Genomic DNA, 23,582 nt, shown 5'->3' with positions numbered 1-23,582 from the left:
TGAGTCTTGCGCAGAAGCACTCCACTCGGGAGATTCGGGGTTCCCGGCCCCTTCCCGCCACATGTGCACCCACCCCCGGCAGCCCAAATCCGCCGGGCGCGGTTTTTCAGCCTGCGCTCCCCTGCAACATCCTTCGGCACGATCGCATCAGTTCGTTGAACAACGCCCCGGCATCGTACAAATTGTAATTCTTGAACCGGACCAGCCCGTCCACCATGGTAAACAGCACGAGGGCGGACTTGCGTGGATGAGCCTCCGCGCAGACGGACTCGTCGCGTTGCCCCACCACAATGGCTTTTTCGAAGATATCGGTCAGGCAGTTGTAAATTTCCTCCAGACACACCCTGAATTCGGCATTGGTCTCCGAGCATTTGTACAGAAAGCGCTGGTGGAGGAGCAGGAACTGGTCTTCCATGAGACCGGCGAGATAGAGATAAAAGGAGACCATCTCCTCGACCATGTGCATGCCGGAATCGAACTTCCGCCCCTGCACGAATTCGTCGAACTGATGGACAATGGAATCCTTGGTCTGCCGAAGGATGGAAAGAAGCAGCTGCTCCTTGCTGTGGTAGTGGTAGAAGATTGTGCCCTCGGCCACACCGGACAGATGCGATATTTCCTGGACGGAAGTATCGGCAAATCCCTGATTTGCGAACAGTACGGTGGCGACTTTGAGGATAGCTTCTTTTTTCTTCATACCGGCCCTGTCCTTAACGCTGCACGTGATGGGACTTTGGATATGCCGGTGGCAAGGGGGGGGTGCTTTCACCATCCCTTCCTTCGGCTCTGTCTTGGGCTGCTTGCAAAGGTACGAGAACGTCGTTGGCTCAGACCTTTTTTGCGCAGCCTGCCAGATTGAATGGTATGCTCAATCCGGCGCAGTGTTTTCCCCATCTTCGGGTCGAATACCCACTCGACCATAAAAACCGAGTACCCACTCAGTTTTAATCTGAATTACTGGCAATATGCTGATATGTCAAAGAAATCAGCAAAACTGAGTGGACACTCAGTTTTGTAGGATAACGTGGTGTAAATGTTGTATTTTTGTGTCTTGGAATTCGATATTCTCGAATTATTTTTTAATTTTTTTTGCTTCTTTTTCCTGACCAGAATAGTCGGAAAAGCCCGTAAAAAGGTCAAATACGTCCCCTATCGCTTGACCGCAACACGGGCCGGGTGCATCCTGAAAACAACCTTCGTCCGGCCTGATTAAACACTGGAAATGCACATTGGAGGTTTCATGCCCGCACACAAGCAAACCACCTACACAATCCACCCCATTGTCATGGGCACAAAAGTCTTTGACAAGGGGATGATGACCTATCAGCACGATTACGGAACACCCTACACTATTCCCATTTATACCTGGTATCTCAAAGGTGGCGACAAGACAATCCTGGTGGATACCGGCGAAATGCAGCCCATTGTCTCCCCGGACAGAGAACTGGCCATCGGCGGTCCCATCCACACCTTTGAAGAAGGCCTTGCCCTGCACGGACTCGCCCCCCGGGATGTGGACGTTGTTCTGCACACCCATCTGCACAACGACCATTGCGAAAACGACTACAAATGCGCCAACGCCAAGATATATGTGCACCAAAAGGAGCTGGAGCATATCCATGCGCCCCATCCCCTGGATTTCCGCTATCTGGAAGATTACATAGAAGATGTAGAGGAAAACGGACAGCTTGTGGTGCTTGACGGCGACACCGACGTCCTGCCCGGCATCCGCATGATCCACACCCCGGCCCACACCGCAGGCGGCATGTCCATCCTGGTGCAGACCCCGGACGGGCCGGTGCTGATATGCGGTTTCTGCACCATCCTGGAAAACCTCTACCCGCCCATCGAGGTACGGGCCATGGAAATGGACGTCATTCCTCCGGGAACCCACCTGGACGTCAATCAGGCATACGACATTCTGGTACAGGCCAAGTCGCTGGCCCCAACCCTGCTCCCCCTGCACGAACCGCGCTACGCCGCCATGGATGTTATTCCGGCCGACCCGAATTCGTAATGCGGGCCGGGTACACAGACGGCATGAGAGAGGGCATGGACACGCTCGACACCCGGACCGTCAATGCATGGTGCATGTACGACTGGGCCAATTCGGCCTACGTGCTCACCGTAGCCACGGCGGTTCTGCCTGCCTATTTCGCCGGTGGCATCGTTCCCGCCCAGGGTTGGCATCTGCTGGGCATGCAGGTCAACGCAACCTCTTTGTGGGGCTACGCCGTAAGCCTTTCGGCCCTGCTCGTGTTTGCGGCCGCACCCGTACTCGGTGCCATGGCCGACACGTCCGGACGCAAAAAAAGTTTTCTGACCCTGTTCTGCCTTACCGGCGCAGCCTGTGCCCTGGGCCTCGGCCTGTCCGGTCCCGGCGACGTGGCGCGAACACTGCTCCTTTTTATCGGAGCGCAAATGTGCTTTGCCTGCGCCAATGTCTTTTACGACGCCTTTCTGCCGGAAATCGCCCTGAAAAAGGATTGGGACCGCATCTCCGCACGGGGCTTCGCCTACGGCTATCTGGGCGGGGGATTGCAGTTCTGCCTTTCCCTGGCACTCATTGCCCTGCACGACCGATTCGGCCTGGGGCAGGGAGAAGCCGCCACACTTTCCATGGCAATGGCCGCTGTTTGGTGGGCCGTTTTTTCCCTGGTCTCCCTGCGCGGCCTGCCCGCGGACCCGCCAACCCCATCCCGGCTGCGCCCATCCCTGGCCGAACAGACAAGGCAGGGACTTTCCCAGGCGGGCTCCACACTGCGCCTGCTTGCCAAAGGCGGCCCGGCCTCGCTCTTTCTGCTGGCCTTTCTGCTGTACAATGATGGCATCCAGACCACCATTGCCATGGCGACCATCTACGGCAAGGAGGAACTGGGCCTGCCCACAACAGTGCTGATGCTGACGCTGCTGATCATTCAATTCGTGGCATTTGGTGGCGCGCATATCTTTGCGCGGCTGGCCGCGGCAACCTCTGCCAAGACCGCCCTGGTCGTCTCCCTGGCCGTGTGGACGGGCATCGTCTTCTATGCCTACGTCATCCATTCGGCCACGGAATACTTTATTCTGGGTGGATTGGTCGGGCTGGTGCTGGGCGGTTCGCAAGCCCTGTCGCGCTCCCTGTTTGCCCGGCTGGTGCCGCCGGGACAGACAGCACAGTATTTCGGCTATTATTCGGTAGTGGCAAAATTCTCGGCCATCGGCGGACCGTTTCTCTTTGCCCTGGTACGCCAGCTGACAGGTTCTTCGCGCGATGCCGTACTGGTTATCGCGATTTTCTTCGGCTTTGGGGCGGGAATACTGGGGAAGGTGCATATAAAGGAATAAGACGCGGCAGGGCGCAGACGGAATATGCCCGAACGCCGCCACAAGAGCATTCCGCGCCACACATCAGGCGATCAGCGGAAGCGGAAAAGACGGTGAAACTCGTTTTTTTGAGGACACCAGAGTGTCCACTCATTCAGGATATGAATTTCGTGGTCTGGAAACGGCCGAGAAACAAGTCCTCCCTCCTGCAACCCCCACGAGGGAACTTCCGGCCTTCGGTACACACGGGAACCCGCTCCATGCGTACCACTGCGCAAAACTTTTTCAGATGCTACGTCAGCGCGACGTCAACTCCCCATGGACATAAAGTACAGATAGATCATCACTGCCGCCACGATGAGTATCCCCACCAAAGCGATGTACCTGAAAAAGCTCATGGGCTCTCCTTGTTTTGGGCGTATTCAGCCGTCCTATCAATTGTCCAATAATTTTTTCGAGAGCATCAGCTCAATCATTTTCTTTGCTTCATCCAGATCCGGGTTAATGGTCAACGCCTTTTCGCAATACGTCTTGGCATCGGCAAACCGGCCCTGGTCGAAGTAAGCCCGCGCGATATTATATTGCAGGTTTTCGTCGTTCTTTGTGAACTCGGCGGCCCGCTTGTAATATTCAACGGCCTGCTCCGCCATTTTGTTTTTGCGAAGATTGATGCCGAACTCGTTGAACATGTGTTTGTGTTCTTCCTCAAACGCCGCATCGAGCTTGACGATACGTTTGAGGATGTCGTCGGCCTTGGCGCTTTCCCCGCGCTGCAAATAACACATGCCTATGCCGAAGTTGGCGCGTACGTTCTGGTCGTCCACCTTGAGCGCATCGTTGTAGCACATCTCGGCACTGAAGGTTTCCCCGCGCTTTCTGTGTCTGTCCGCCCGAGCCAGGGTTTTGCCGACTTCCTTCATTTTCGGGTAGACAGTCGTTTGATACAATTCGGGTTCCGGAGAATACTTCTGCAGAAGTTCGTCCTTGGTGACTGTCTCTTTGGACCCGGCAGGCATATGATTGGCATTGAGAAGCTGCAATTCGATATCGCCGTTGGGCAGCTCCTCGGCATAGTGAAATGTTTGCTGTACTGTTTTTCGGGTGGTTGTTCCGGTCCCTACCTTCATAACCTTCTGGGAGGAAAAAACACCACGAATCTTGTTGTCGCCATTTGCAGGCTTTTCTGTTGAATTGGACATACGGTTCATGCTTCCTTGCATATCTTTGGTCAAAAAATTCGGTACAACAAGAACATACATTATGTATTGCAATTCTTGAAGAAGCGCAATGTGTACCGTTTTATGACGGTTTCATGGCCGGACAAAAGCGACCATAATCTTAAAACAACATACCACAAAGGAATGCACAATGATAAAACTGAACGTTCGTACCGACTCCCGCACGCAAATGACGGACATAACCACCCAAGTTGCCCAAGCCGTGGCAGATGACGGAATACAGGACGGTGCGGTGCTCATCTATTGCCCCCACACCACGGGTGCCGTCACTGTCAACGAAGGTGCGGACCCGGACGTGGTGCGCGACATCACCTCCTTTATGCAGCGCTTGGTCCCTGCCTCTTCCGACTTCCGCCATGCCGAGGGCAACTCGGACGCGCATATCAAGTCCAGCCTGTTCGGCTGTGAACAGCTGGTCATTGTCGAAGACGGACGGCTCATGCTGGGCACGTGGCAGCACATCTTTTTCTGCGAGTTCGACGGCCCCCGCACCCGCACGTTGTGGATAAAATTTCTTGCATCTTCAAAGTAGGCTGCAACCGTTCAGACCGCTGGCAACGGAGCGGTAGCCGTACTGGTATGCCCCACTCGCGCATCCCTGCTTCAGCGACGGCTTCGCGTTTTCAAGTGGCCGCAGTTTTCCGGTTTTCTCCCTTGCCAGCTGCCAGCTGCCAGCTGCCCGCTGTCTGTCTGCCTGTCTGCCTGCCTGTCGGATCAGGCTTTGTCCCCATTGGAGAGTCGCAAAAAAATTATCATACAATACAGCAGGCTTACTCTTTATAGCCTTTAGAATGGGGAAAGACCTCTTGCTTGCCTCTTCCTGCCTAGGTATAGAAAGTACGTTTAATAAACTTTCAGGAGGGATTCATGTTCAAAGCCGCCCGTATATTCTTTCCGGTTCTGCTCGTTATGATCATGTGCACATCCGTCATGGCGACGGACCTGCCGCGAGTCATGATCGTGGGCGAGGATATAGACCGCGATACGATTCCCCGCGATTCACGCGTGTTCAAAAGGGTTCTTAACGCCATTTCCAACACCCTTCTGAACGAAGGATTCGACGTAAAGGACGAGGCCGCCCTTTCGCACGAAACCCATGTGCAGGGACGTTCCCGCCGCAGCGACGCCGAACTCGTCCAAATAGCCAAGGACCTCGGCATCGACGTGCTGGTCATCTTTTCCGTCTACCCCAACGGCAAGACCAATGCCAACAGCGTCCGCGTCACCGCACGGGTGGAAGGCCGTCTGCTGGACGTGCATTCAGGCTCGCGCCTGGGCAACTTCGAGGACGAACCGCAGGACTATCAGCTCGTCAAAGCGCCCTATTCGCGCAACGACATTCTGGAAGCCGTGGGCAAACTTTCCAAGGTTGTCGGCCGCGAGGTCGGGACCGTGCTGTCCAAACGTCTGAGTGGATATGTGGACCAACCCGGCGGACAGGTGCTGGAATGGGAAATGGTTTTCGACAACTTCGATCCCGACCAGATGATGCAGATTGAAGACTACCTGACCATCTTTTCCGGCTACGACGACCACCGCCCCAAGCCCAACGGCATGAACACCTCCAACCATCACGAATTCCTTTACCGCTCGTCCATCGATTCGGCCAAATTGCAGCGCAATATATACAAGATGCTCAAAAAGCTGAACATGGACGCCACCGTTTCCATGTCCCAAAACAAGGTAAAGGTGGTCCGCACCAACGGTGTAAAACAACGCCACAAGAAAGATACCAGCGAGTGGTAAGCCGTTTCTAAAGCACCAATCTCCGGCGGCCCGATCCCTGTGATCGGGCCCCGGTTCACTTTTCAGCAGCCGGGATACACCGCCATGAAACGCACCGCGCAATGCGCAGTTTTCGCAGCCGCCCTTTTTCTTACACTTGTCCTTTCCGCCCCTGCCTGGGCCGTCCAGGCAACGGGCTTTGGTGTGGACCGCGACCATGCCCTGACCAACGCCTTTCAAAAAGCCATTGAAGCCGCCGTGGGCGTGGACGTTCAGAGCAATTCCCTGGTGGACAACTTCATGCTCATCAAGGATGAAATCATCACCCACTCCAAAGGGTATGTAACCTCCTACGACATCATCAGCGAAGGCAAGGAACCGGGCGGCGGCTACAAGGTCGTGGTCAACGCGCAGGTGGACCAGGGGGCCATCGGCGACCACATCAAGACCCTGGACATTCTTATGAAGATGGCGGGACACCCTCGCCTGCTCGTTTTCGGCACGGATGACGATCTTGATTCCGTTCCGGCCAATGGCGAACTCTTCGCCCCCCTGGTCTCCGAGGTATCCGACGTCTTTTCCAAAAAATTTCGTTTCGAAGTTGTGGACTGGGCCTCGGCCAAGTCCAAATACAAGGACATACCCGGCAGGATGACTCCGGAGACCGCAGCAAAGGCCAACAAAACCCTGCGCTGCGACATGTTCGTAACGGTCAAGCTGAATCTGGAAAAGAACGATACCGCCCGTCTGCTGCTCAAGGGCGTGCGCCTTTCCGACAACCAGCTTTTGGGAGAAGCCTCCCGCCCGGTATCCGTGCCCGGCCTGTCCTCCCTGAAAACACCCAGAAATTATCAGGCAGCGGTTGCCACGGCCAAGGACGTCGTCTTCCAGGCCTCTGCGGATCTGGCCCGCGACATGGTGGCGGGCATCCAGTCCGAAGTGGAGGAAGGCAAGGGACTGCGCTACACCGTGGGCTTTTACATCTTCCCGGACAGCGACCTGCTGGTGCGTGAAATGGGCGTACTGCCCGGCTATGTACGGCACGAGGTCAAACGCTCGGACAGCGCCAACCTGGAAATCGCCTACTGGTCCAACCTCAAACCCGGGCAGCTTCTGGAACAGATCAAAACCATGCTGTCCACCAAGCACAAATACAAGTTCCGCAGCAAACAGGACGGACGGGTGCTCAAATTCAAGTGGAAGAATCCGGACGATTTTTAAAGACGCAAACTTTTACGTCGCACACGTCGGATTGCACGACGAAAAGCCCGGCAACGCATGCGGGCAGAAAAGGCAATCCGGCGCAATGGACAGTTTGATAGGCCCGACTTGACCGGGCAAGAGACAGGGAGGGGAAACCATGTCGCTGCATAAAACGCTGGCCACGGCGCTGGGCATCTGCGCAGCCGGATTCGTGCTCTGGATGGCAATGAGCATGAACGGCAAGCCCACGCTTATCGACACGGTCCGCGCCGGACATATCGAAAACATTCCCTCACGAACCGTTGGCCAACTGGTCACCCTTGTCTCCCGCCAGACCGCCGTCTGGACCATCGACGATACAGGGCAGATGCCCCTGGCCCTGGCCTGGTGGTCCAATCCCGACAAAGAACGCATTCGCCTGGAATTTTCGGCTGTGCCGGAAAACGACGGCCTTGTCCGTCTTGAACGCGTCCTTGTAAACGATGTGGACCAGGGATGGATGGCCAAGGGCCACTATCTCGACGCCTTTACCAGACTGGCGCGCGGCGAGAGCCTGGAAAAGGCCTTTGCCAGATGATTCCTTTCTAGCCCCAGGATATTCCATGTTCTATTCCATACTACGTTCCGCACACTATGCCCTCGGCGCACTCATCGCCCTTTGTCTCATGGCCGCACCTGCCATGGCAGGCTCCAACATTCTGGTCATTGCCAACAAGGCCGCCACCCCCGGCGCACTGCCTGTGGACTCGCCCGAGACCAAGGCGGCCGTGCAGCGTGTAGCCAGCTACTTTACGGACAAGGGCCTCACCGTCATCGATCAGCGCACCGTGCAGCAGATGCACGAGGAAGTAAAAAAGGCGGGCAACTTCGATTTCAACCTCACCGACAACGACCTCATCAAGCTTGCCCTGTCCAAGGATGCGGGGCTGCTGGTCAAGGTGGAGGTCTTTACCCTGCCCACGGGCAAGGGGGACGACACTGCATCGGCACGCGCCATCGGTGAAATGTTCGATGTTTCCACCGGACGCAAACTGGCCATGAGCGAACAATACGGCACCAACGTCATCCGCGGAACCAACGGACTGGCCGCGGCCCGACACGCCGCCGTGTCCAAGGCCGGAGCCCGCGTGGGTGTGCGTATGTACTCCAAGCTGGAAAAAAACCACTCCCATCTTTTGGAACAACTTCTCAGGCCGGACCTCCCCGGCTATCTCGTGGTGATCGGCGGCTTCGGCGAATCCGACAACGACATCATCCTTATGATTCTGGAAGAAGACATGGGGCTCGGGCCCAAGGGACTGCGGGAAAAGAAAGTCACCAGTGGCCTTATGGAGCTTGAAGTCTTTACGGATGACCCCCTTGGAAAATTCACCCGCAAGCTCAAGCGGGCCATGAGCAAGGAAGGACTGGAAGTGGAAGAAAAAACCAGGGACGAATCCCGGGTGATTCTTGTGCAGCCCGGCAGCGATTCGCTGTTCGGACAAATCGACAGAAAATGATCAGCACGGTAACAGGAGAATAACCATGCCCCACAAAAAACTGCGTTGCGCCGCTCCCGGCGGAGAGCTCCGCCCCATGGCAAAATTTTTTACAGCCCTGGTGCTGACCACGTTGTTGTTGGCCGGCTGCCAGAAGTCCAAAGGCATCGTGGTCGATACCATTGTACCGCCTCAAATGGACATCACCACCGAAGGCGCCCTCCAGGGCGACGACGTGCTGCAGCAGATCATCATCAGCAAGATCACCGACGCCTCGGGCAAGAAAATCAGCGGATCGCAACAGGCCTTTTACATCCGCAACGCCCTGCGCGACGCCCTTACCCAGACGCAGGTCTTCAATTTCGTGGACACCAGCACCCTGCCCAACGTTCCCAGCATAGCCGTTGCCGTACAGGACTTCGGAGTGGACAAGGACGTGACGGCAAGCGGCTACACCACCCGCCGCGGCCATGCCGCTGTGAACTTTTCCCTGCTGTCCACGGAAAAACACATCGTAGGCAGCACCACGGAAACAGCGGAAATAGTCAACCGCCAGCCCGTGGGCGCACAGCTCACCCCGCATGAGGAAATCATGCAGGACCTCGCCTCCAACGTATGCCGTGAATTCGTGCAAAAGCTCGTTCCCACCAAGAAACGCGAATTCCGTGAGTTCGCCTCGGGCGGAACCGCCGTGCAGAAAGGCATTGATGCGGCTTTTGCCAACGACTGGGAACTGGCCATGGAGTTCTGGAACGGGGCCGTGGAAAAAGATCCTGATGACGATGCGGCCTGGTACAACCTGGGCATAGGCTACGAAGCCACGCACGACTTGCGCAAGGCCCTGCGCAGCTACGCCAAGGCCCGCAGGCTGGAACCGGGCGACGAGCTGTATTCCCGCACCTACGCCAAGCTCAAGGCCAAGCTGGATGCCACGCGCCAGATGGACAAGGTCAAGGGAGAAGTAAACGAAGGCAACGTCGGAGCATCCGACTGATCATGCACCTTAACGGGAGCGCTTGGTAAAAGCGCTCCCGTTTTTTTTACAAACGTGAACGCATTCTGCTTCTGCACCTCAAACGGAATCTGACGATGGGACCGCCGGACTCTTCATGCCGAGGCTGAATCACAAATCAAAACAGGAGAGGGGGCTTTGAACACGATTCGCAAAATTTTACTTCTGGGGCTGGCCGGACTTGTGGCCGGACTTTCCGGCTGTGCCATGAGCCGAGGGTTGGCTGAAGGCACCATGGCAATGCTCATGGAAACTCCCAGTATGGAACTGGTGCTCGACCGGCTCAATACCGCCGGAACAGCCGCCAAGATCGCCCATGTGGCATTCAACAACGCGGCCATATCCGCCGATGCCACCTGGCCCGCCGAGCTGGAGGATTTTTCCAAGGACCGTATGACCCCGGTGGTGCGCGCCCTGGCTCTGGACGGAGCCTATGCCGCGCACGGCGGAATCGTCAGCCCCATCAAAGTGCATGTGGTCATGACGCAGGACGTGCTCTATACCCTGCCGCCAGACATGTACTCTTCCGAGGGCACCTGCTACCGCCCCGGCGAGGAAACCATCCTCAACGGTATCTACTACAAGGTCAATTCGCCCTTTGACATCGTACGCAAAGACACGCCCACCATGAAGGAAATACAAAGTGCCGTGGCGGACGGAGCCAAATCCATTTTTACCAATGCGCCCTGCAACGACGTCAACCAGGTTATCAAACGCAACGGCAAGCTGCGGCCCCAGGCCGGTACCCATGTGTACCGGAACATCATGACCGCCATCCAGAAAATACTGCCCAATGGCAAAGCCATCCGCGACGCCTACAAAGACTACGACAGCGCCAAGCGGGACATGATAAGCAAGTCTGCCGAAATTGCCGAAGCCAATGCCGACGTGCTGCGCTTTGAAAAGAACGAAAAGCCGCTGTTCTTCAAAACCAAAGCCGACGCCGAGGAAGCCGTCAAAGTTCGCAAGGCCGACCTGGCCCAGCTGGAGCTAAACGTGGACGAAAAGGAAGCCATCCTCGACGCCACGCTGGACACCATCAGCGACCACAAGGGCGAAGTGACAGACCCGAGGGAGCTCAAGACCCTGCAGAACGTGGTGCAGGCCTGCGAAGCCGTGGAAAACCTGCTCATCGACGCGGGCTTTCTGGCAACCATCGCCGTGGCAAAACTGCCCCAATCCGTGCAGAACCTGCCCAACGAAATCAAGGCACTCGGCAGCCCCCGCGGACTGCAGAATGTCTACCTTCCCCTGCGCCTGGCGCGGCTGCGTTTCAACATCGGCAACAGCGTGGACAACATCCAGCTCATCATCGACGCGGTCAGAAAAGACGCTTCTGTGGTTATGAAGATCAACAGCGAAATCAGCAAACTCATCGATCTGGAAATCGCACCTTCGCCGGAAGCCGAACCGGCTTCATAACATTGCAACAGATTTCCCCGGTCCGGGTTTGCCAAACCTGGGCCGGGGCGGTATAAAATCTCATGCAAAAAAATTGGCGCACCCTTGCATTCCATTCGGCCGGTTTTCTCTGCCTTTTCCTCTCGGCCGTTGGAATCTACCAGGCCAGGGCCCAAACGCCGGTGGGGTTCGACCCCGCCCCCCTGCTCAAACAGGCTTCCGAACTACTGGACCAGGGACGGCTTCTCGAATGCGTGGATGCCTACAACACCATTGCCCAGTACAGCCCCACCGCTCAGGAAAAAGCCTTTGCCCTAGTGCGCATGGCCGACGTCATGGCGCTTTTCCTGGACCGCAAGGAAGAAGCCCTTAAAATCTACGAACGCGCCATCCACGACTATCCGGGCCAGCCAGCGCTGGAAAACGCCCTCTTCAACATGTCCATGATTCTCTACGAACAAGGGCGACTGCAACGGGCCCAGGATGGCTTTGTCCGTTTTCTCAAAGAATTTCCGAACAGCCCGCGAAGTTTTACGGCCAGCTACATGGCCGAACGCATTGCCACGGAACAGGAAAAAAGCCCGCAGGAGGCTCCCAAATCCGCAGCCAACAAGAAATTGCAGTCCGCCCCGAACGTGCGGGTTGCTTTGGCCATCAAAAAAAACTCCGTCAGCTTCACGCTGCACAGCCAGACAAAGATAGCGGGACAAACAAAAAACACGCTCCCGCCAGGCACCTACACCGCCACGATCCACGATTCCCAAATTCAGCTGGCTGGCAAATCCTATCGCCACAGCATCAACCTGCTGATGCAAACGCCGTTTTCCATGGAGCGCAAAACCTACGCAGGCAATCTGCAGCTCTATAACGACAGCGGCAAAATCAGCGCCATCAATATTCTCTCTCTTGAGACCTACCTTCAGGGAGTGGTTCCCAAGGAAATGTCCCCATCGTGGGAAGAGCAGGCCCTTATGGCCCAGGCAGTTGCCGCCCGATCCTACGCCTGGTTTCTCGTCGGCAAAATGCAGGAAAAGCCTTTCGACGTTGCCGCAACCACAGCTTCGCAGGTTTACGGAGGCACAGATGTAGGCAACACAAAGACCCAAAAGGCCGTGGACTCGACCCGGGGCCTAATCGTCACCGAAGATTCCAAGCCCATTCTCACCTACTTTCATGCCCACAGCGGCGGCATGCTGGAAGACGACGCCAACGTGTGGACGGCCGACATGCCGTACTATCAGGTGGCTGACGATACCGTGTCGCAGTCCGTCAAACATCTGCCCTGGGAGGCGACCATCTCCGAAGCCGATGTGGTTGCCGCCCTGCAGCGCAATGGCTTCAAGGTAGCCACGGTGCGCAACATCCAACCGGATAAAGTCTCTCCTTCGGGCCGTCTGGTCACGGTGTCCATACAAACGGACACAAAAAGATTTTCCATAAAGGCCAATACCCTCCGGCTATGGCTGGGTCCCTCCCGCATCAAAAGCGTCCTGTGTTCGATCAACCCAACCGGTGGCGGATTCACCTTTTCGGGCGCAGGGTACGGACACGGCGTGGGCATGAGCCAGTGGGGGGCGCAGGGCATGGCCAAACAGGGACGGGACTTTCGCGCCATCCTCAGGCATTATTATCCGGGAACCACCCTGACGCGCATCTATTGAGCGATAGCCGCTCACAGCGCAGACGTGTTTGTTCCCGGTCGGGAGAAGCATCGTGCGTTCCGGTCTGTAACGGCCAGCCCCCGGTTTTAAACCGGCAAGGCTGGCAATGCGGCCCGTCCGCACCAACTTGCAGCATTCGTCTTTGATGCCAGGCCTTCGGACACGTTACCCAATACCCCAAGGCGGAACCCGAACGATACCCACTCCGGCTGGCTCTCCAAACGGAGCACTCGGCCGAAAGCTTCGGAACCGGAGGGAGAGAACAAAGGCTGCCAAACAGTTGCAGTCCTACAGGTGGATAAATTTGCGCAGCGACAATCCAAACGAACCTTTAGCAGCGCAAACGAACCTTCACCTGCAGCCCAATTTTTCTTTCCGCCACCCGCTCAGGAGGAAATATGACATCACGCCGCAATATTTTAGCCGCGCTTGCCGCCGCAGGCCTGCTCACCATGACGAGCCCTGCAGGCGCTCTTTGCGCCGAACAGCCCAGCGCCTTTGATCTGGCGCTCAAGGGACAGGATTTGCTGTCTTCTGGCCAGGTTGCCCAAGCTGTGGAAATACTCACCAAAGCCGCCACCATGGACCCGCGCAATGAATGGGTATGGGGGCTTTTGGGTCGGGCAAGCTTTCAGGCGGGCGACATGCGTACGGCTTTGGACAGCTTCCGCAACGCCCTGCGCCTGAACCCGAACGACACCTACTCGCAAATGATGGCCGACATGATCTCCCAACGGCCCGTGCCCCCGAGAAGTGCGCCGACCAAACCTCTCTCCGAGCTGGAAAAGCAGGCGCAGGAAGAGGAAAAACAGTTCACCCGCAAGTATTCCAAAGGCTCGGCGCTCGGCTATCAGGTTCGCCGCGTCGTGTTGGATGCGGGGCACGGCGGCTTCGACCCCGGTGCAGTGGGCCCCAACAAGATAGAGGAAAAGAACATCACCCTGGACCTGGCACAGCGCACCGCACGCATTCTGGAACAGATGGCCCCGGACGCCAAATATTTTCTCTCGCGCACTGCCGACTATTACATGCCCCTTTCGGCGCGCACCACCTTTGCCAACCAGTTCCGGGCCGACCTGTTCGTGTCGTTTCACATCAATGCCAACGCAAATCCCAAGCCCAAAGGGGTGGAAACCTATTTTTGTTCGGAAAAAGCCTCCAGCAAGGAAGCCGAGCGCGTGGCGTCGTACGAAAACTCGGTGCTCAAATTCGACAAGGGCGACCTCACCAGGAAAGGCTACGTGGACATAGAGGACATCCTTTTCCGCTTCGAGCGCCGCCGCTACTGGGATGCGGGGGGCAAGGCGGCAAAGGCCCTGCAAAAAGGCATGGCAAAGCAGCTGCCCATGCGCGACCGGGGTGTGCACTCGGCCAATTTCTATGTTTTGCGCCGGGCCCAGATGCCCTCCATTCTGTTGGAAACCGGATTCATTTCCAATCTGGACAATGAAAAATTTCTCATGTCCCCGGACAACAGGCACAAGGTGGCCCAATCCATTGCCGCCGGAATTCTCGGCCTGCAAAAGCAAGGAGTGTAGCCATGCGCCGTATCAACACAGCACTTGCCCGCGCCCTTGTCGCCACACTGTTGGGGGCCACACTGTTCGGGTTGCTCGCTACCGTCTCCTTCCCCGTGGCTGCGCATGCAAAAAGCGTGGACGACTATCTTTTCATGGGGGCGGACTACAACTACCGCGGACTGCTCGAAAAAGCTGCCACCGCATTTGGCAAGGCCCTGGAAATGGAGCCGGACAACGAATTCGCCCTCAATCAGATGGGCCTTATTTCGGCCAAGCTGGGCAAGTTCGACCAGTCTGCAAAGTATTACGAGCAGGTCATCAATGCCGCGCCGCAGAACACCTATGCCCGCGTCATGCGGGGGCTGCTTTATCTGCATGAGGACAAGGTGAAGCCAGCGTTCGAGCAATTTCGGGAAGCCGTGCGCATTGATCCGAACAACGCCAGCGCCTATTATTTTATGGGTGTTATTTATCTGGTGGAGCACAACATGACCGAGGCCATCCAGTATTTGCGCAAGGCCCAGACCGTCGGTTCGGACGATCCGGAAACGCATTACCGGCTGGGGCTGGCATTTCAGGGGCTGGACATGACCGCCAATGCGCGGCTCGAATTCAACCGCACGCTGGAGCTGAACCCCAAGCATACCAAGGCGCTTACTGCCCTGGGGTGGTTGTATCACAACACGGGCCACCCGGACCGGGGTTTGAAAACCTGGGAGCAGGTGTTGAAGATTAATCCCAAGGACGCCGATGCCAGGTTGAGCATATCCAAGGTGTTGAATGACGAGGCCTACACTGCGTATCAGAACAAGGACAATGCCTTGGCAGGCAAGCTTTGGGAGCAGACGCTGCAGTATGAGCCGAGCAACAAGGCGGCGAAGTATTATTTGAAGAAGATAAAGTAGGCGGGGTGCTGTAGATAGGGTTCGTTTGACTTCGTCAGCTTAATTTATATTCTGAATGCATCGAAGGTTTCGGTAAAGGCCGCAGCTTCTGTGACCGGGACCGGGCAGCTCAGGTACTGCGGGACCTGCGTCTCTATTTCTTCCTTTCTAAATCATAAAATACGGTTTGGGCGGTCATCCCCGCTTTGCGGGGATGAAGATGGGCATGGGCGCAGGGTATGGCAAGCCATGGTGTCCCTTTGGATGGCTACCAACTCAAGGTTGTTGTATTTTCCGGAAACAGTGGGGAAACCCGGTCAACGCGCCCGGTTTCCCCGTTTGTTTCCGGGCCTTCCCCTCCCTTTCCGACACGAAGGGGCACTAGATATATGAAAGTAAGTCTTGGCCGCCTCTTTGAATCAAGGCAGGTGAGATAACGGCCTTGCGCCCTAAAGTATAAGCTGCATTTCAAATAAACTGCCGCAGGTACGCCACGAAGCGTGGCGAAGACAACGCCATTGGTGATGGTGGCTTGACGTGCGTCTAAATATCCCCGCGTGCGCAGGGAACACACAACCAGGGGCGTGTGAACACAAAATCAATCCAGTTCATCCCCGCATGCGCGGGGAACACCCTGACGTCGCATATCTCGACAATGGCCGCGCCGGTTCATCCCCGCGTGCGCGGGGAACACACCAACAAATAAATACATACATTTCAAAATATTGGTACATCTTGAAAATATACCAAATTTTATTTCAATAATTACAGGCAATTACATCTGAATATTTTAATAATAAAATTCAACAAGTTAAGCTTGGTAGATATTTATGTGTGTGCATTCTAGCTTAGAATTAGGGGCTGTACCAGATAACTCCTCTGGGTTATCGGTATAGTAATGCGAAAAAGTCGTTTGAGTCAGAGTAAACAACTCCGTTTGATCGAGCACTTTGTAGCTGGCACCACAGCCCGTTGTGCTGCTGGTTTGGTTGGAGTGAACGTAAAAACTGCCGCCTTTTATTTTCACCGGCTTCGAGAAATTATAGCCGAAGAAGAAACCTGCGAAGGAATGGATTTTGGCGAATTTGAAGTTGATGAAAGTTACTTCGGTGGAAAGCGTAAAGGTAAACGAGGGCGAGGGGCCGCTGGCAAGGTACCTGTTTTTGGAATCCTTAAACGTGGCGGAAAGGTATACACACAGGTAATTCCCGACGCTAAAAGCAAGACGCTATTGCCAATCATTCAAAAAAAGGTACAGCCAGACAGCATCGTGTACTCAGATGCTCTTCACAGCTACAATGTGCTGGACGTTTCCGAATTCAAACACTTCAGGATCAACCATTCGAAGTTGTTCGCTGACAAGCAAAACCACATTAACGGAATCGAAAATTTTTGGAATCAGGCCAAGCGTCATATGAGAAAATTTAACGGTATTCCAACCAAACATTTTCCTCTCTTTTTGAAGGAGTGCGAATGGCGTTTTAATACCAATAATCCGCAAAGTCAGTTTAAGCAATTGAAACAGTGGGTTAGGAAGCATATGGGCTAGTTATCTGGTACAGCCCCTAGAATTATATCTATTAAAAGGTCACAAAACTACTTTTAAATTCCATCCTCGTTGTCTTTCTCTTCCAGCGGCAGTGTAAGTTTTGGTTCTGCCGAGGCGCAGCTTGCTGTTTGAGGACGCGGATAGAAGTTATGTCAGTAGCTCAGAAGTATAGGCTGACATCCCCGCTTTGCGGGGATGAAGATGGGCATGGGCGCAGGGTATGGCAAGCCATGGTGTCCCTTTGGATGGCTACCAACTCAAGGTTGTCGTATTTTCCGGAAACAGTGGGGAAACCCGGTCAACGCGCCCGGTTTCCCCGTTTGTTTCCGGACCTTCCCCTCCCTTTCCGACACGAAGGGGCAGCAGGTATATTTAAGGAAGTCTTGGCCGCCTCTTAGAGCCAAGCCAGGTGAGGTAACACCCTTGCGCCATAAAATGGCAAGCTGCATTTGCAAATGGTACGCCGCAGGTGCGCCACGAAGCGTGGCGAAGACAACGCCATTGGTGATGGTGGCTTGACGTGCGTCTAAATATCCCCGCGTGCGCGGGGAACACTATTCTTCGCATGCCCGGTTGTTTGCCCAGTTCGGTTCATCCCCGCGTGTGCGGGGAACACATGGGCCACCCCGACAAAGCGCACAAGCTGAACGGGTCATCCCCGCGTGTGCGGGGAACACTTCCAGTCTTCGTTCATCTTGTCCTCTATCTCCGGGTCATCCCCGCGTGTGCGGGGAACACTCCAACAAATAAGTAGTTACATTTCAAACTGTTGACACATTTTGAAAAATCTACCAAATTTTGTTTTAACAATTACAGCTAATTGCACATGAATATTTTAATAATAAAATTCAACAAGTTGAACTTGGTAGATTTTTATGTGTGTATTCTAGCTTAGAATTATATCTATTAAAAGGTCACAAAACTACTTTTAAATTCCATCCCCGTTGTCTTTCTCTTCCAGCGGCAGTGTAAGTTTTGGTTCTGCCGAGGCGCAAAGTGCAATTCAGGGACGTGGATAGGAGTTAGACCTCCATCCCGTCTCTGGATTACGCTTTGCAACGAAGGCAGGAGCAAAAATCACGCTGCCGCCCCAATCTCGCCTTGAAAAATCACCCAGCCGTCCTCTCCCCCTTGGCATTCCCCCAATGTAAGGTTAGGTTGCCTGCTTGTAACGCATTGTATGGAGGTTGAACGGCCCATGCCCGAATTTGAAGCAGTTATAGGACTTGAGGTACACGCCCAGCTGACCACGGAGTCCAAGTTATTTTGTTCCTGTTCCACAAAGTTTGGGAACGACCCGAACGAGAACGTATGTCCCGTGTGTTCCGGCATGCCCGGGGTGTTGCCCGTGCTCAACGCCAAAGCCGTGGAGTACGCTACCAAGATGGCACTGGCTGTGGACTGCCAGGTGAACATGAAGTCCATCTTTGCGCGAAAAAACTATTTTTATCCCGACCTGCCCATGGGCTACCAGATTTCCCAGTACGAGGAGCCCATTGCCGAGCACGGCCATATCGACATCACCACCAAGGCTGGCGTCAAGCGCATCGGCATTACCCGCATCCACATGGAAGCGGACGCCGGCAAGTCCATCCATTCCCAGGTGGAAAACGTAAGCTTTATTGACCTGAACCGCAGCTGCGTGCCGCTTATTGAGATCGTGAGCGAACCGGACATGCGCAGTTCCGAAGAAGCAGTCGCATATCTCAAGGAATTGCGCAGCATTCTCATCTACTTGGGAATCTGCGACGGCAACATGGAAGAAGGTTCGTTCCGCTGCGATGCCAACGTATCCGTCCGCCCCAAGGGACAGGAAGAGTTCGGTACCCGCACGGAGCTAAAGAACATCAACTCCTTCCGCAACGTGCAGCGCGCCATCGAATATGAAATCCAACGCCACATCGACTGCGTCGAGGACGGTGAAAAGATCATCCAGGAAACACGCCTGTATAATGTAGACAAGAACGTGACCATGTCCATGCGCGGCAAGGAAGAGGCCCACGACTACCGTTACTTCCCGGACCCGGACCTGGTGCCGCTGGTGCTGGAGCAGAAATGGGTGGACAAGTGGGAATCCGAACTGCCGGAACTGCCCAAGGCTCGACGTGCCCGCCTGATGGAAAAATTCAGCCTGCCCGATTTCGACGCGGATCTGCTGACAGCCGATCGCGCCACAGCGGAATATTTTGAAGCCACGGTCAAAGCGGGTGCGGATGCCAAGCAGGCGTCCAACTGGATCATGACCGAGCTGATGCGCGAACTGAACCAGGAAAACCTGCACGCCGACCAGTGCAAGATGACGCCCGCCAACCTGGCTGGCCTTATCGCCCTTATCGAAGCCGGGACCATTTCCGGCAAGATCGGCAAGCAGATCTTCCACGACCTGTTCGAATCCGGCGACGATCCGGAAGCCTATGTAAAGGCCAAGGGGCTTGTGCAGATTTCGGACAGCGGCGAACTCGACACCGTTGTGGACGAAGTTCTGGCCGAGAACCCGGACGAGACCGCGCGCCTCAAGGCTGGCGAGAAAAAGCTGATAGGATTTTTCGTGGGCCAGATCATGCGCAAGACCAAGGGACAGGCCAACCCACAGATGGTGAACAAACTTTTGGCTGAAAAACTGAAGTAGGAGATTCGGGCCATGATGGACTCCCATATGCGTTTTTCCGACCACGACAATGCGCTGCTGCTGCTGGACCAGCGGTATCTGCCCCTGCGTGACGAATGGTACGCCTGCACCGGGCTGGACGATACCATTTTCGCCCTGCAGACCATGGTCATCCGCGGCGCTCCTGCAATCGGCGTTACCGCGGCCTACGGCTGCTATTTGTGCGTGCGCGAGACCTTGGCCGAAATGGGGGCCGAAGTTGGAGCGAACGGTAAATGGGAAGAAGTGCTGGCCGAAAAGCTGGCCAAGCTCAAAGCGGCCCGCCCCACTGCCGTGAACCTGCGCTGGGCCGTGGACATCATGGATGAAATCTGGAAGAGCCATCCCGGTGTCAGCCTTGCCGCCCTCGGTACCCTTTGGCTGTGCAAGGCCAAGGAAATGCACGAGGAAGACATTGAGATCAACAAGCGCATGGGCGATTACGGCGCAACCCAGCTCGAAGACGGCGACACTGTGATGACCCATTGCAATGCCGGGGCGCTTGCCACGGCAGGTTGGGGCACGGCCCTTGGCGTCATCTATTCCGCGGTTGCCCAGGGCATGGACATCAAGGTTATTGCCAACGAAACCCGCCCGTTTCTGCAAGGCGCCCGGCTGACAGCCTACGAACTGCAAAAAAGCGGCGTGGATGTTACCGTGGCTACGGACAACATGTGCGCCCTGCTTATGCAAAAAGGCATGGTGAACAAGGTTGTGGTGGGCGCGGACCGCATTGCCGCAAACGGCGACGCAGCCAACAAGATCGGCACCTTCGGCGTGGCCATCATGGCAAAGCACTTCGGCATTCCATTTTATGTGGCGGCACCGTCCAGCACCTTCGACCTGCAATGCGCAAGTGGCGACCTGATTCCCATCGAGGAACGCACGCCGCGCGAAGTGACGCACCCCACCAACGAGTCCCAGATTGTACCGGACGACGTGCCGGTATACACCTTTGCCTTTGACGTGACGCCCAATGAGTTGGTCACCGGGATCATCACGGAAAAAGGCATTCTGCGGCCTCCCTACAGCGAAGCCATTCAAAAGAAGATCGCGCCCAGAAAAATGGGGGCGTTCGGCTAGCCATTTTTCCCTCAATGAAAAAAAAAATCATTACAATCCCTGTCCACGAAAGTCGGCAGGGATTTTTGTTTGTATATACCGAATGACATTTAGGGAACTTAGATGTACTTTTTCTTCATTAAAAACATGCAACTGTAACAAAAGAATCATCACCTCGTTTATTACGGACGCACACGACAGCACATTTTTTACAATCTAAGCAATATTTAATCCGAATACTAAGGTTCCCCAAATATAGCATTCGACTCAAAATTTGACTTATCATCTGGAGGATAAGCATGACCCTGAAGCTTAAACTGGTGCTCTTTACTTTGCTTGTTGTTGTTCTTCCTCTCTTGTTCATAGGCTACCACAGTTTGGATGTGGCCTCGACGAGCCTGGAATACCAATCTTTCAATCAGCTGCAGGCACTGAGTGATGCAAAAAAAATGGATTTTGAAAACAGGTCGGCTGCTTGGTTTAAAAACGTCGCAGGCTTTACCGGGGGAAAAGAGGTATATAACACACTAACAATGCTGTCGAATTTCTTTGAGGATGCGAAACCGGGCTTCCCCGTCGATACCTCCGCCACAACCATCGACAGCATTGTCAAATTCGCTCTTCCCAGAATAGCCCCGGCCGTGGAAAAATTGGGATTTAGCGATGCGCTGCTCATCAACGACAAAGGTCGGGTCTACCTGACCGTCAAACAAAATTCGGACTGGGGCGCCGACCTGCTGCAGGGCAGCCTTGCCCAGAGCAACCTCTCCAAAGCACTGCGAGAAGCTCTCAAGGGCGAAATCGCTTTTGCCGACCTGGAAAAATATCCACCGCAAAACAATAACCCGGCCGCGTTTATTGTCGCCCCCCTCCGGGGATTCGGTGACGAAGTGGTTGGTGCGTTGGCATTCCAGGTGCCCATGGACAACGTCAACGCCCTTATGAATGCCCATGTCGGGATGGGCAAGTCCGGCTGTTCTTTTTTGGTTGGCCCCGACGGACTGCTGCGCTCGGATATGAACTCCGAACAAACGTCACTCCCCCTGACCAAAGCCTACGCCGAAGATCTGCCCCCAAACACCATGCCCGGAGTGCAGGCGGCTTTGGAAGGCAAAAGCGGTACCGACATCATGACCGACAGCAGGGGAAAAAACGTCCTGGCCGCTTATACGCCCGTACAGGTGGACGACGACACCTGGGCACTGATTTCAAAGATAGATCAGGAAGAAGCTTTCGCTCCTGTTGATGCCCTGCGCAAGACAACGATAATTGCGCAAGTCGGCGCACTGCTGGTCGTTCTGATCATCACTCTCTTTGTTCTGCGCAGCCAGGTTTTCCGTCCGCTTTCCAGCGTCGACCAATATGCAGAGCGCGTTGCCGAAGGCGACTACTCGGCCACTGTGGACGCCAAACTTCCGCCGGAACTGGCAAGAGTGCGCGACAGCCTGACCTCCATGGTGGAAAACATCAAAACGCGCATGGAAGAAGTGGACCAGGCCAAAGAGGTGGCCCAGCAGCAGGCAGAAGCCGCACAGAAGGCCCAGCAGGAGGCGGAAGCAGCACAGTTGCAAGCTGTTCGGGCCAAGAGCGAAGGGCTGACCATGGCAGCGGACACCATTGAACACGGCATCGCCGAAATAGCCAATGCAGTAAACGAACTGAGCCAAGCCATGAGCAACACCAATAACGGTGCATCCATGCAGAAAGATCGCACTTTGGAAATCGCCACGGCAATGGATGAGATGACGGCGACGGTGCACGAGATGGCAGCCAATTCGCACGACGCGGCCATAGGTGCAGACAGTGCCGCTGCCAAGGCCAAGGAAGGTTCGGAGGTTGTACGCGACTCAATCCAGGCCATTGATGAAGTACGCGAGATGACCGACATCCTCACCACGGACATGAATGAACTTTCCACTCGGGTGGAGAGCATTGGACAAATCATGTCCGTAATTAACGATATTGCCGACCAGACCAACCTGCTGGCGCTTAATGCCGCCATCGAAGCGGCACGCGCCGGCGATGCGGGACGTGGTTTTGCCGTGGTGGCAGACGAGGTGCGCAAGCTGGCGGAAAAGACCATGCATGCCACGGATGAAGTGGAACAGGCCATTACTGCAATTCAGAATGGCAGCCGCAAAAGTACCGAGCATGTGGGAACAGTCGGCAAAGCCGTAAGCAGAGCGACATCCATGGTAGCGACATCCGGCGAGGCGCTGAATGCCATTGTGGAAGTGGCCCAGGATGTTTCCACAAAAATTACCTTCATTGCCACTTCGGTTGAACAGCAGTCTGCTGCAACCCAGGAAATAGGTCAGGGCGTAAGCGACGTCAGCCGTATATCCGAAGAAACCGCGGATAATGCCCGCAAAGCCGACCACGGCGTGCAGACCATCAGCAGTGCAACGGACAAACTTGAGGAACTCAACCGCTCGTTGCGCCAGGAAGCCGAGGCCGGAGCTTAAAACCATAAAAAAACGTGGGCAGCACATGCTGCCCACGTTCATTGCTCTACCGTATTCAACGGGCTAAGAAGACTTAGTCCGCTTTTTCAAAGTAGTCCTGTTCCGCGCCACAAAGAGGGCAGACCCAGTCGTCCGGCAGATCTTCCCATTTGGTGCCCGGGGCGACGCCATTATCAGGGTCCCCCAGTTCGGGGTCGTACACATACCCGCAAGGGCATTCCCACTTGTCCATACCAAGCCTCCTTTCATTGCGACATATCCGACGTCTGTTCTGTAGCATCGGCTACAGCCGTTGCCGGAAGACATTCCAATAGTGCGGTCCACATTCAGGAAACCGAACAAAAATAACGCTTCCCAATGCTATTACAGACAACGCCGATATTGTCCACAAAACGGCCGTCGCAAGCCGGTGCAGCAGCCCGGAACGAACC

At 55.2% G+C, this 23,582-nt stretch carries 19 protein-coding genes; 16 read left to right on the top strand and 3 right to left on the bottom strand.

The features are described from left to right. Positions 1-106 precede the first annotated feature (106 nt). Positions 107-697 (bottom strand): TetR/AcrR family transcriptional regulator, encoded by a 591-nt coding sequence (locus ACI0FJ_RS19110; RefSeq protein WP_424306098.1) that lies wholly within the window; start codon positions 695-697, stop codon positions 107-109. 543 nt (positions 698-1,240) lie between these two features. Between ACI0FJ_RS19110 and ACI0FJ_RS19105 the strand changes: the two genes are divergently transcribed. Together ACI0FJ_RS19105 and ACI0FJ_RS19100 are read left to right on the top strand one after the other, a co-directional pair. Continuing rightward, positions 1,241-2,017 (top strand): N-acyl homoserine lactonase family protein, encoded by a 777-nt coding sequence (locus ACI0FJ_RS19105; protein ID WP_424306096.1) that lies wholly within the window; start codon positions 1,241-1,243, stop codon positions 2,015-2,017. 35 nt (positions 2,018-2,052) lie between these two features. Then, entirely contained in the window at positions 2,053-3,327 is a 1,275-nt protein-coding gene (locus tag ACI0FJ_RS19100) for an MFS transporter (RefSeq protein WP_424306094.1), read from the top strand. A gap of 413 nt (positions 3,328-3,740) precedes the next feature. Here ACI0FJ_RS19100 and ACI0FJ_RS19095 read toward each other — a convergent pair whose 3' ends face one another. Beyond that, positions 3,741-4,505 carry a tetratricopeptide repeat protein gene (locus tag ACI0FJ_RS19095; protein WP_424306092.1) on the bottom strand — a complete coding sequence of 255 codons (765 nt, stop codon included), beginning with the start codon at positions 4,503-4,505 and terminating at the stop codon, positions 3,741-3,743. Positions 4,506-4,674: 169 nt separating this feature from the next. On the opposite strand from ACI0FJ_RS19095, the gene ACI0FJ_RS19090 reads away from it, so the two are divergent. The 14 genes from ACI0FJ_RS19090 (at position 4,675) to ACI0FJ_RS19025 (ending at position 23,151) form a co-directional block, all read left to right on the top strand. After that, on the top strand, positions 4,675-5,076 hold the full coding sequence (locus tag ACI0FJ_RS19090; protein ID WP_424306091.1) for a secondary thiamine-phosphate synthase enzyme YjbQ: 402 nt from the start codon (positions 4,675-4,677) through the stop codon (positions 5,074-5,076). A gap of 335 nt (positions 5,077-5,411) precedes the next feature. Further along, entirely contained in the window at positions 5,412-6,290 is an 879-nt protein-coding gene (locus tag ACI0FJ_RS19085) for a hypothetical protein (protein WP_424306089.1), read from the top strand. 84 nt (positions 6,291-6,374) lie between these two features. Further along, entirely contained in the window at positions 6,375-7,490 is a 1,116-nt protein-coding gene (locus ACI0FJ_RS19080; protein ID WP_424306087.1) for a hypothetical protein, read from the top strand. Between the two features lie 139 nt (positions 7,491-7,629). Then, positions 7,630-8,049: a hypothetical protein gene (locus ACI0FJ_RS19075; protein WP_424306085.1), complete on the top strand. Its 420-nt coding sequence runs from the start codon at positions 7,630-7,632 to the stop codon at positions 8,047-8,049. A gap of 25 nt (positions 8,050-8,074) precedes the next feature. Next, entirely contained in the window at positions 8,075-8,971 is an 897-nt protein-coding gene (locus ACI0FJ_RS19070; RefSeq protein WP_424306083.1) for a hypothetical protein, read from the top strand. 25 nt (positions 8,972-8,996) lie between these two features. After that, complete coding sequence (locus ACI0FJ_RS19065) at positions 8,997-9,944, top strand: tetratricopeptide repeat protein (protein WP_424306081.1); 948 nt, start codon at positions 8,997-8,999, stop codon at positions 9,942-9,944. A 156-nt stretch (positions 9,945-10,100) separates the two neighbouring features. After that, positions 10,101-11,384 (top strand): hypothetical protein, encoded by a 1,284-nt coding sequence (locus tag ACI0FJ_RS19060; protein ID WP_424306079.1) that lies wholly within the window; start codon positions 10,101-10,103, stop codon positions 11,382-11,384. 62 nt (positions 11,385-11,446) lie between these two features. Continuing rightward, complete coding sequence (locus ACI0FJ_RS19055; RefSeq protein WP_424306078.1) at positions 11,447-13,024, top strand: SpoIID/LytB domain-containing protein; 1,578 nt, start codon at positions 11,447-11,449, stop codon at positions 13,022-13,024. Positions 13,025-13,422: 398 nt separating this feature from the next. Next, positions 13,423-14,562: an N-acetylmuramoyl-L-alanine amidase gene (locus tag ACI0FJ_RS19050; RefSeq protein WP_424306076.1), complete on the top strand. Its 1,140-nt coding sequence runs from the start codon at positions 13,423-13,425 to the stop codon at positions 14,560-14,562. A gap of 2 nt (positions 14,563-14,564) precedes the next feature. Then, positions 14,565-15,449, top strand: a complete 885-nt coding sequence (locus ACI0FJ_RS19045) for a tetratricopeptide repeat protein (RefSeq protein WP_424306074.1) — start codon at positions 14,565-14,567, stop codon at positions 15,447-15,449. A gap of 877 nt (positions 15,450-16,326) precedes the next feature. Next, complete coding sequence (locus tag ACI0FJ_RS19040; RefSeq protein ID WP_424306072.1) at positions 16,327-16,977, top strand: IS1595 family transposase; 651 nt, start codon at positions 16,327-16,329, stop codon at positions 16,975-16,977. A gap of 1,198 nt (positions 16,978-18,175) precedes the next feature. After that, entirely contained in the window at positions 18,176-19,606 is a 1,431-nt protein-coding gene (gene gatB / locus ACI0FJ_RS19035) for an Asp-tRNA(Asn)/Glu-tRNA(Gln) amidotransferase subunit GatB (RefSeq protein WP_424306070.1), read from the top strand. A gap of 15 nt (positions 19,607-19,621) precedes the next feature. Then, a complete protein-coding gene (gene mtnA / locus ACI0FJ_RS19030; RefSeq protein ID WP_424306602.1) occupies positions 19,622-20,707 on the top strand; it encodes an S-methyl-5-thioribose-1-phosphate isomerase in 1,086 nt (361 codons plus the stop codon). 278 nt (positions 20,708-20,985) lie between these two features. After that, on the top strand, positions 20,986-23,151 hold the full coding sequence (locus ACI0FJ_RS19025) for a methyl-accepting chemotaxis protein (RefSeq protein WP_424306068.1): 2,166 nt from the start codon (positions 20,986-20,988) through the stop codon (positions 23,149-23,151). A 73-nt stretch (positions 23,152-23,224) separates the two neighbouring features. Here the strand turns inward: ACI0FJ_RS19025 and ACI0FJ_RS19020 are convergent, their stop codons facing one another. Further along, a complete protein-coding gene (locus ACI0FJ_RS19020; RefSeq protein ID WP_424306066.1) occupies positions 23,225-23,383 on the bottom strand; it encodes a rubredoxin in 159 nt (52 codons plus the stop codon). Between the last annotated feature and the right edge of the window lie 199 nt (positions 23,384-23,582).

Source organism: Desulfovibrio sp. 7SRBS1 (genome assembly GCF_049723905.1).
In the GTDB taxonomy this organism is placed as follows: domain Bacteria; phylum Desulfobacterota; class Desulfovibrionia; order Desulfovibrionales; family Desulfovibrionaceae.
The sequence above is the reverse complement of the archived record's forward strand: the minus strand, read 5'-3'. Positions and strand labels throughout refer to the sequence as shown.

Coding starts and splice junctions, on each gene's coding strand:
- ACI0FJ_RS19080 (WP_424306087.1), top strand. CDS start 6,375: ATGAAACGCACCGCGCAATGCGCAGTTTTCGCAGCCGCCCTTTTTCTT.
- ACI0FJ_RS19090 (WP_424306091.1), top strand. CDS start 4,675: ATGATAAAACTGAACGTTCGTACCGACTCCCGCACGCAAATGACGGAC.
- gatB (WP_424306070.1), top strand. CDS start 18,176: ATGCCCGAATTTGAAGCAGTTATAGGACTTGAGGTACACGCCCAGCTG.
- mtnA (WP_424306602.1), top strand. CDS start 19,622: ATGGACTCCCATATGCGTTTTTCCGACCACGACAATGCGCTGCTGCTG.
- ACI0FJ_RS19020 (WP_424306066.1), bottom strand. CDS start 23,383: ATGGACAAGTGGGAATGCCCTTGCGGGTATGTGTACGACCCCGAACTG.
- ACI0FJ_RS19040 (WP_424306072.1), top strand. CDS start 16,327: ATGCGAAAAAGTCGTTTGAGTCAGAGTAAACAACTCCGTTTGATCGAG.
- ACI0FJ_RS19065 (WP_424306081.1), top strand. CDS start 8,997: ATGCCCCACAAAAAACTGCGTTGCGCCGCTCCCGGCGGAGAGCTCCGC.
- ACI0FJ_RS19055 (WP_424306078.1), top strand. CDS start 11,447: ATGCAAAAAAATTGGCGCACCCTTGCATTCCATTCGGCCGGTTTTCTC.
- ACI0FJ_RS19100 (WP_424306094.1), top strand. CDS start 2,053: ATGGACACGCTCGACACCCGGACCGTCAATGCATGGTGCATGTACGAC.
- ACI0FJ_RS19085 (WP_424306089.1), top strand. CDS start 5,412: ATGTTCAAAGCCGCCCGTATATTCTTTCCGGTTCTGCTCGTTATGATC.
- ACI0FJ_RS19045 (WP_424306074.1), top strand. CDS start 14,565: ATGCGCCGTATCAACACAGCACTTGCCCGCGCCCTTGTCGCCACACTG.
- ACI0FJ_RS19105 (WP_424306096.1), top strand. CDS start 1,241: ATGCCCGCACACAAGCAAACCACCTACACAATCCACCCCATTGTCATG.
- ACI0FJ_RS19050 (WP_424306076.1), top strand. CDS start 13,423: ATGACATCACGCCGCAATATTTTAGCCGCGCTTGCCGCCGCAGGCCTG.
- ACI0FJ_RS19095 (WP_424306092.1), bottom strand. CDS start 4,505: ATGTCCAATTCAACAGAAAAGCCTGCAAATGGCGACAACAAGATTCGT.
- ACI0FJ_RS19070 (WP_424306083.1), top strand. CDS start 8,075: ATGTTCTATTCCATACTACGTTCCGCACACTATGCCCTCGGCGCACTC.
- ACI0FJ_RS19110 (WP_424306098.1), bottom strand. CDS start 697: ATGAAGAAAAAAGAAGCTATCCTCAAAGTCGCCACCGTACTGTTCGCA.
- ACI0FJ_RS19025 (WP_424306068.1), top strand. CDS start 20,986: ATGACCCTGAAGCTTAAACTGGTGCTCTTTACTTTGCTTGTTGTTGTT.
- ACI0FJ_RS19075 (WP_424306085.1), top strand. CDS start 7,630: ATGTCGCTGCATAAAACGCTGGCCACGGCGCTGGGCATCTGCGCAGCC.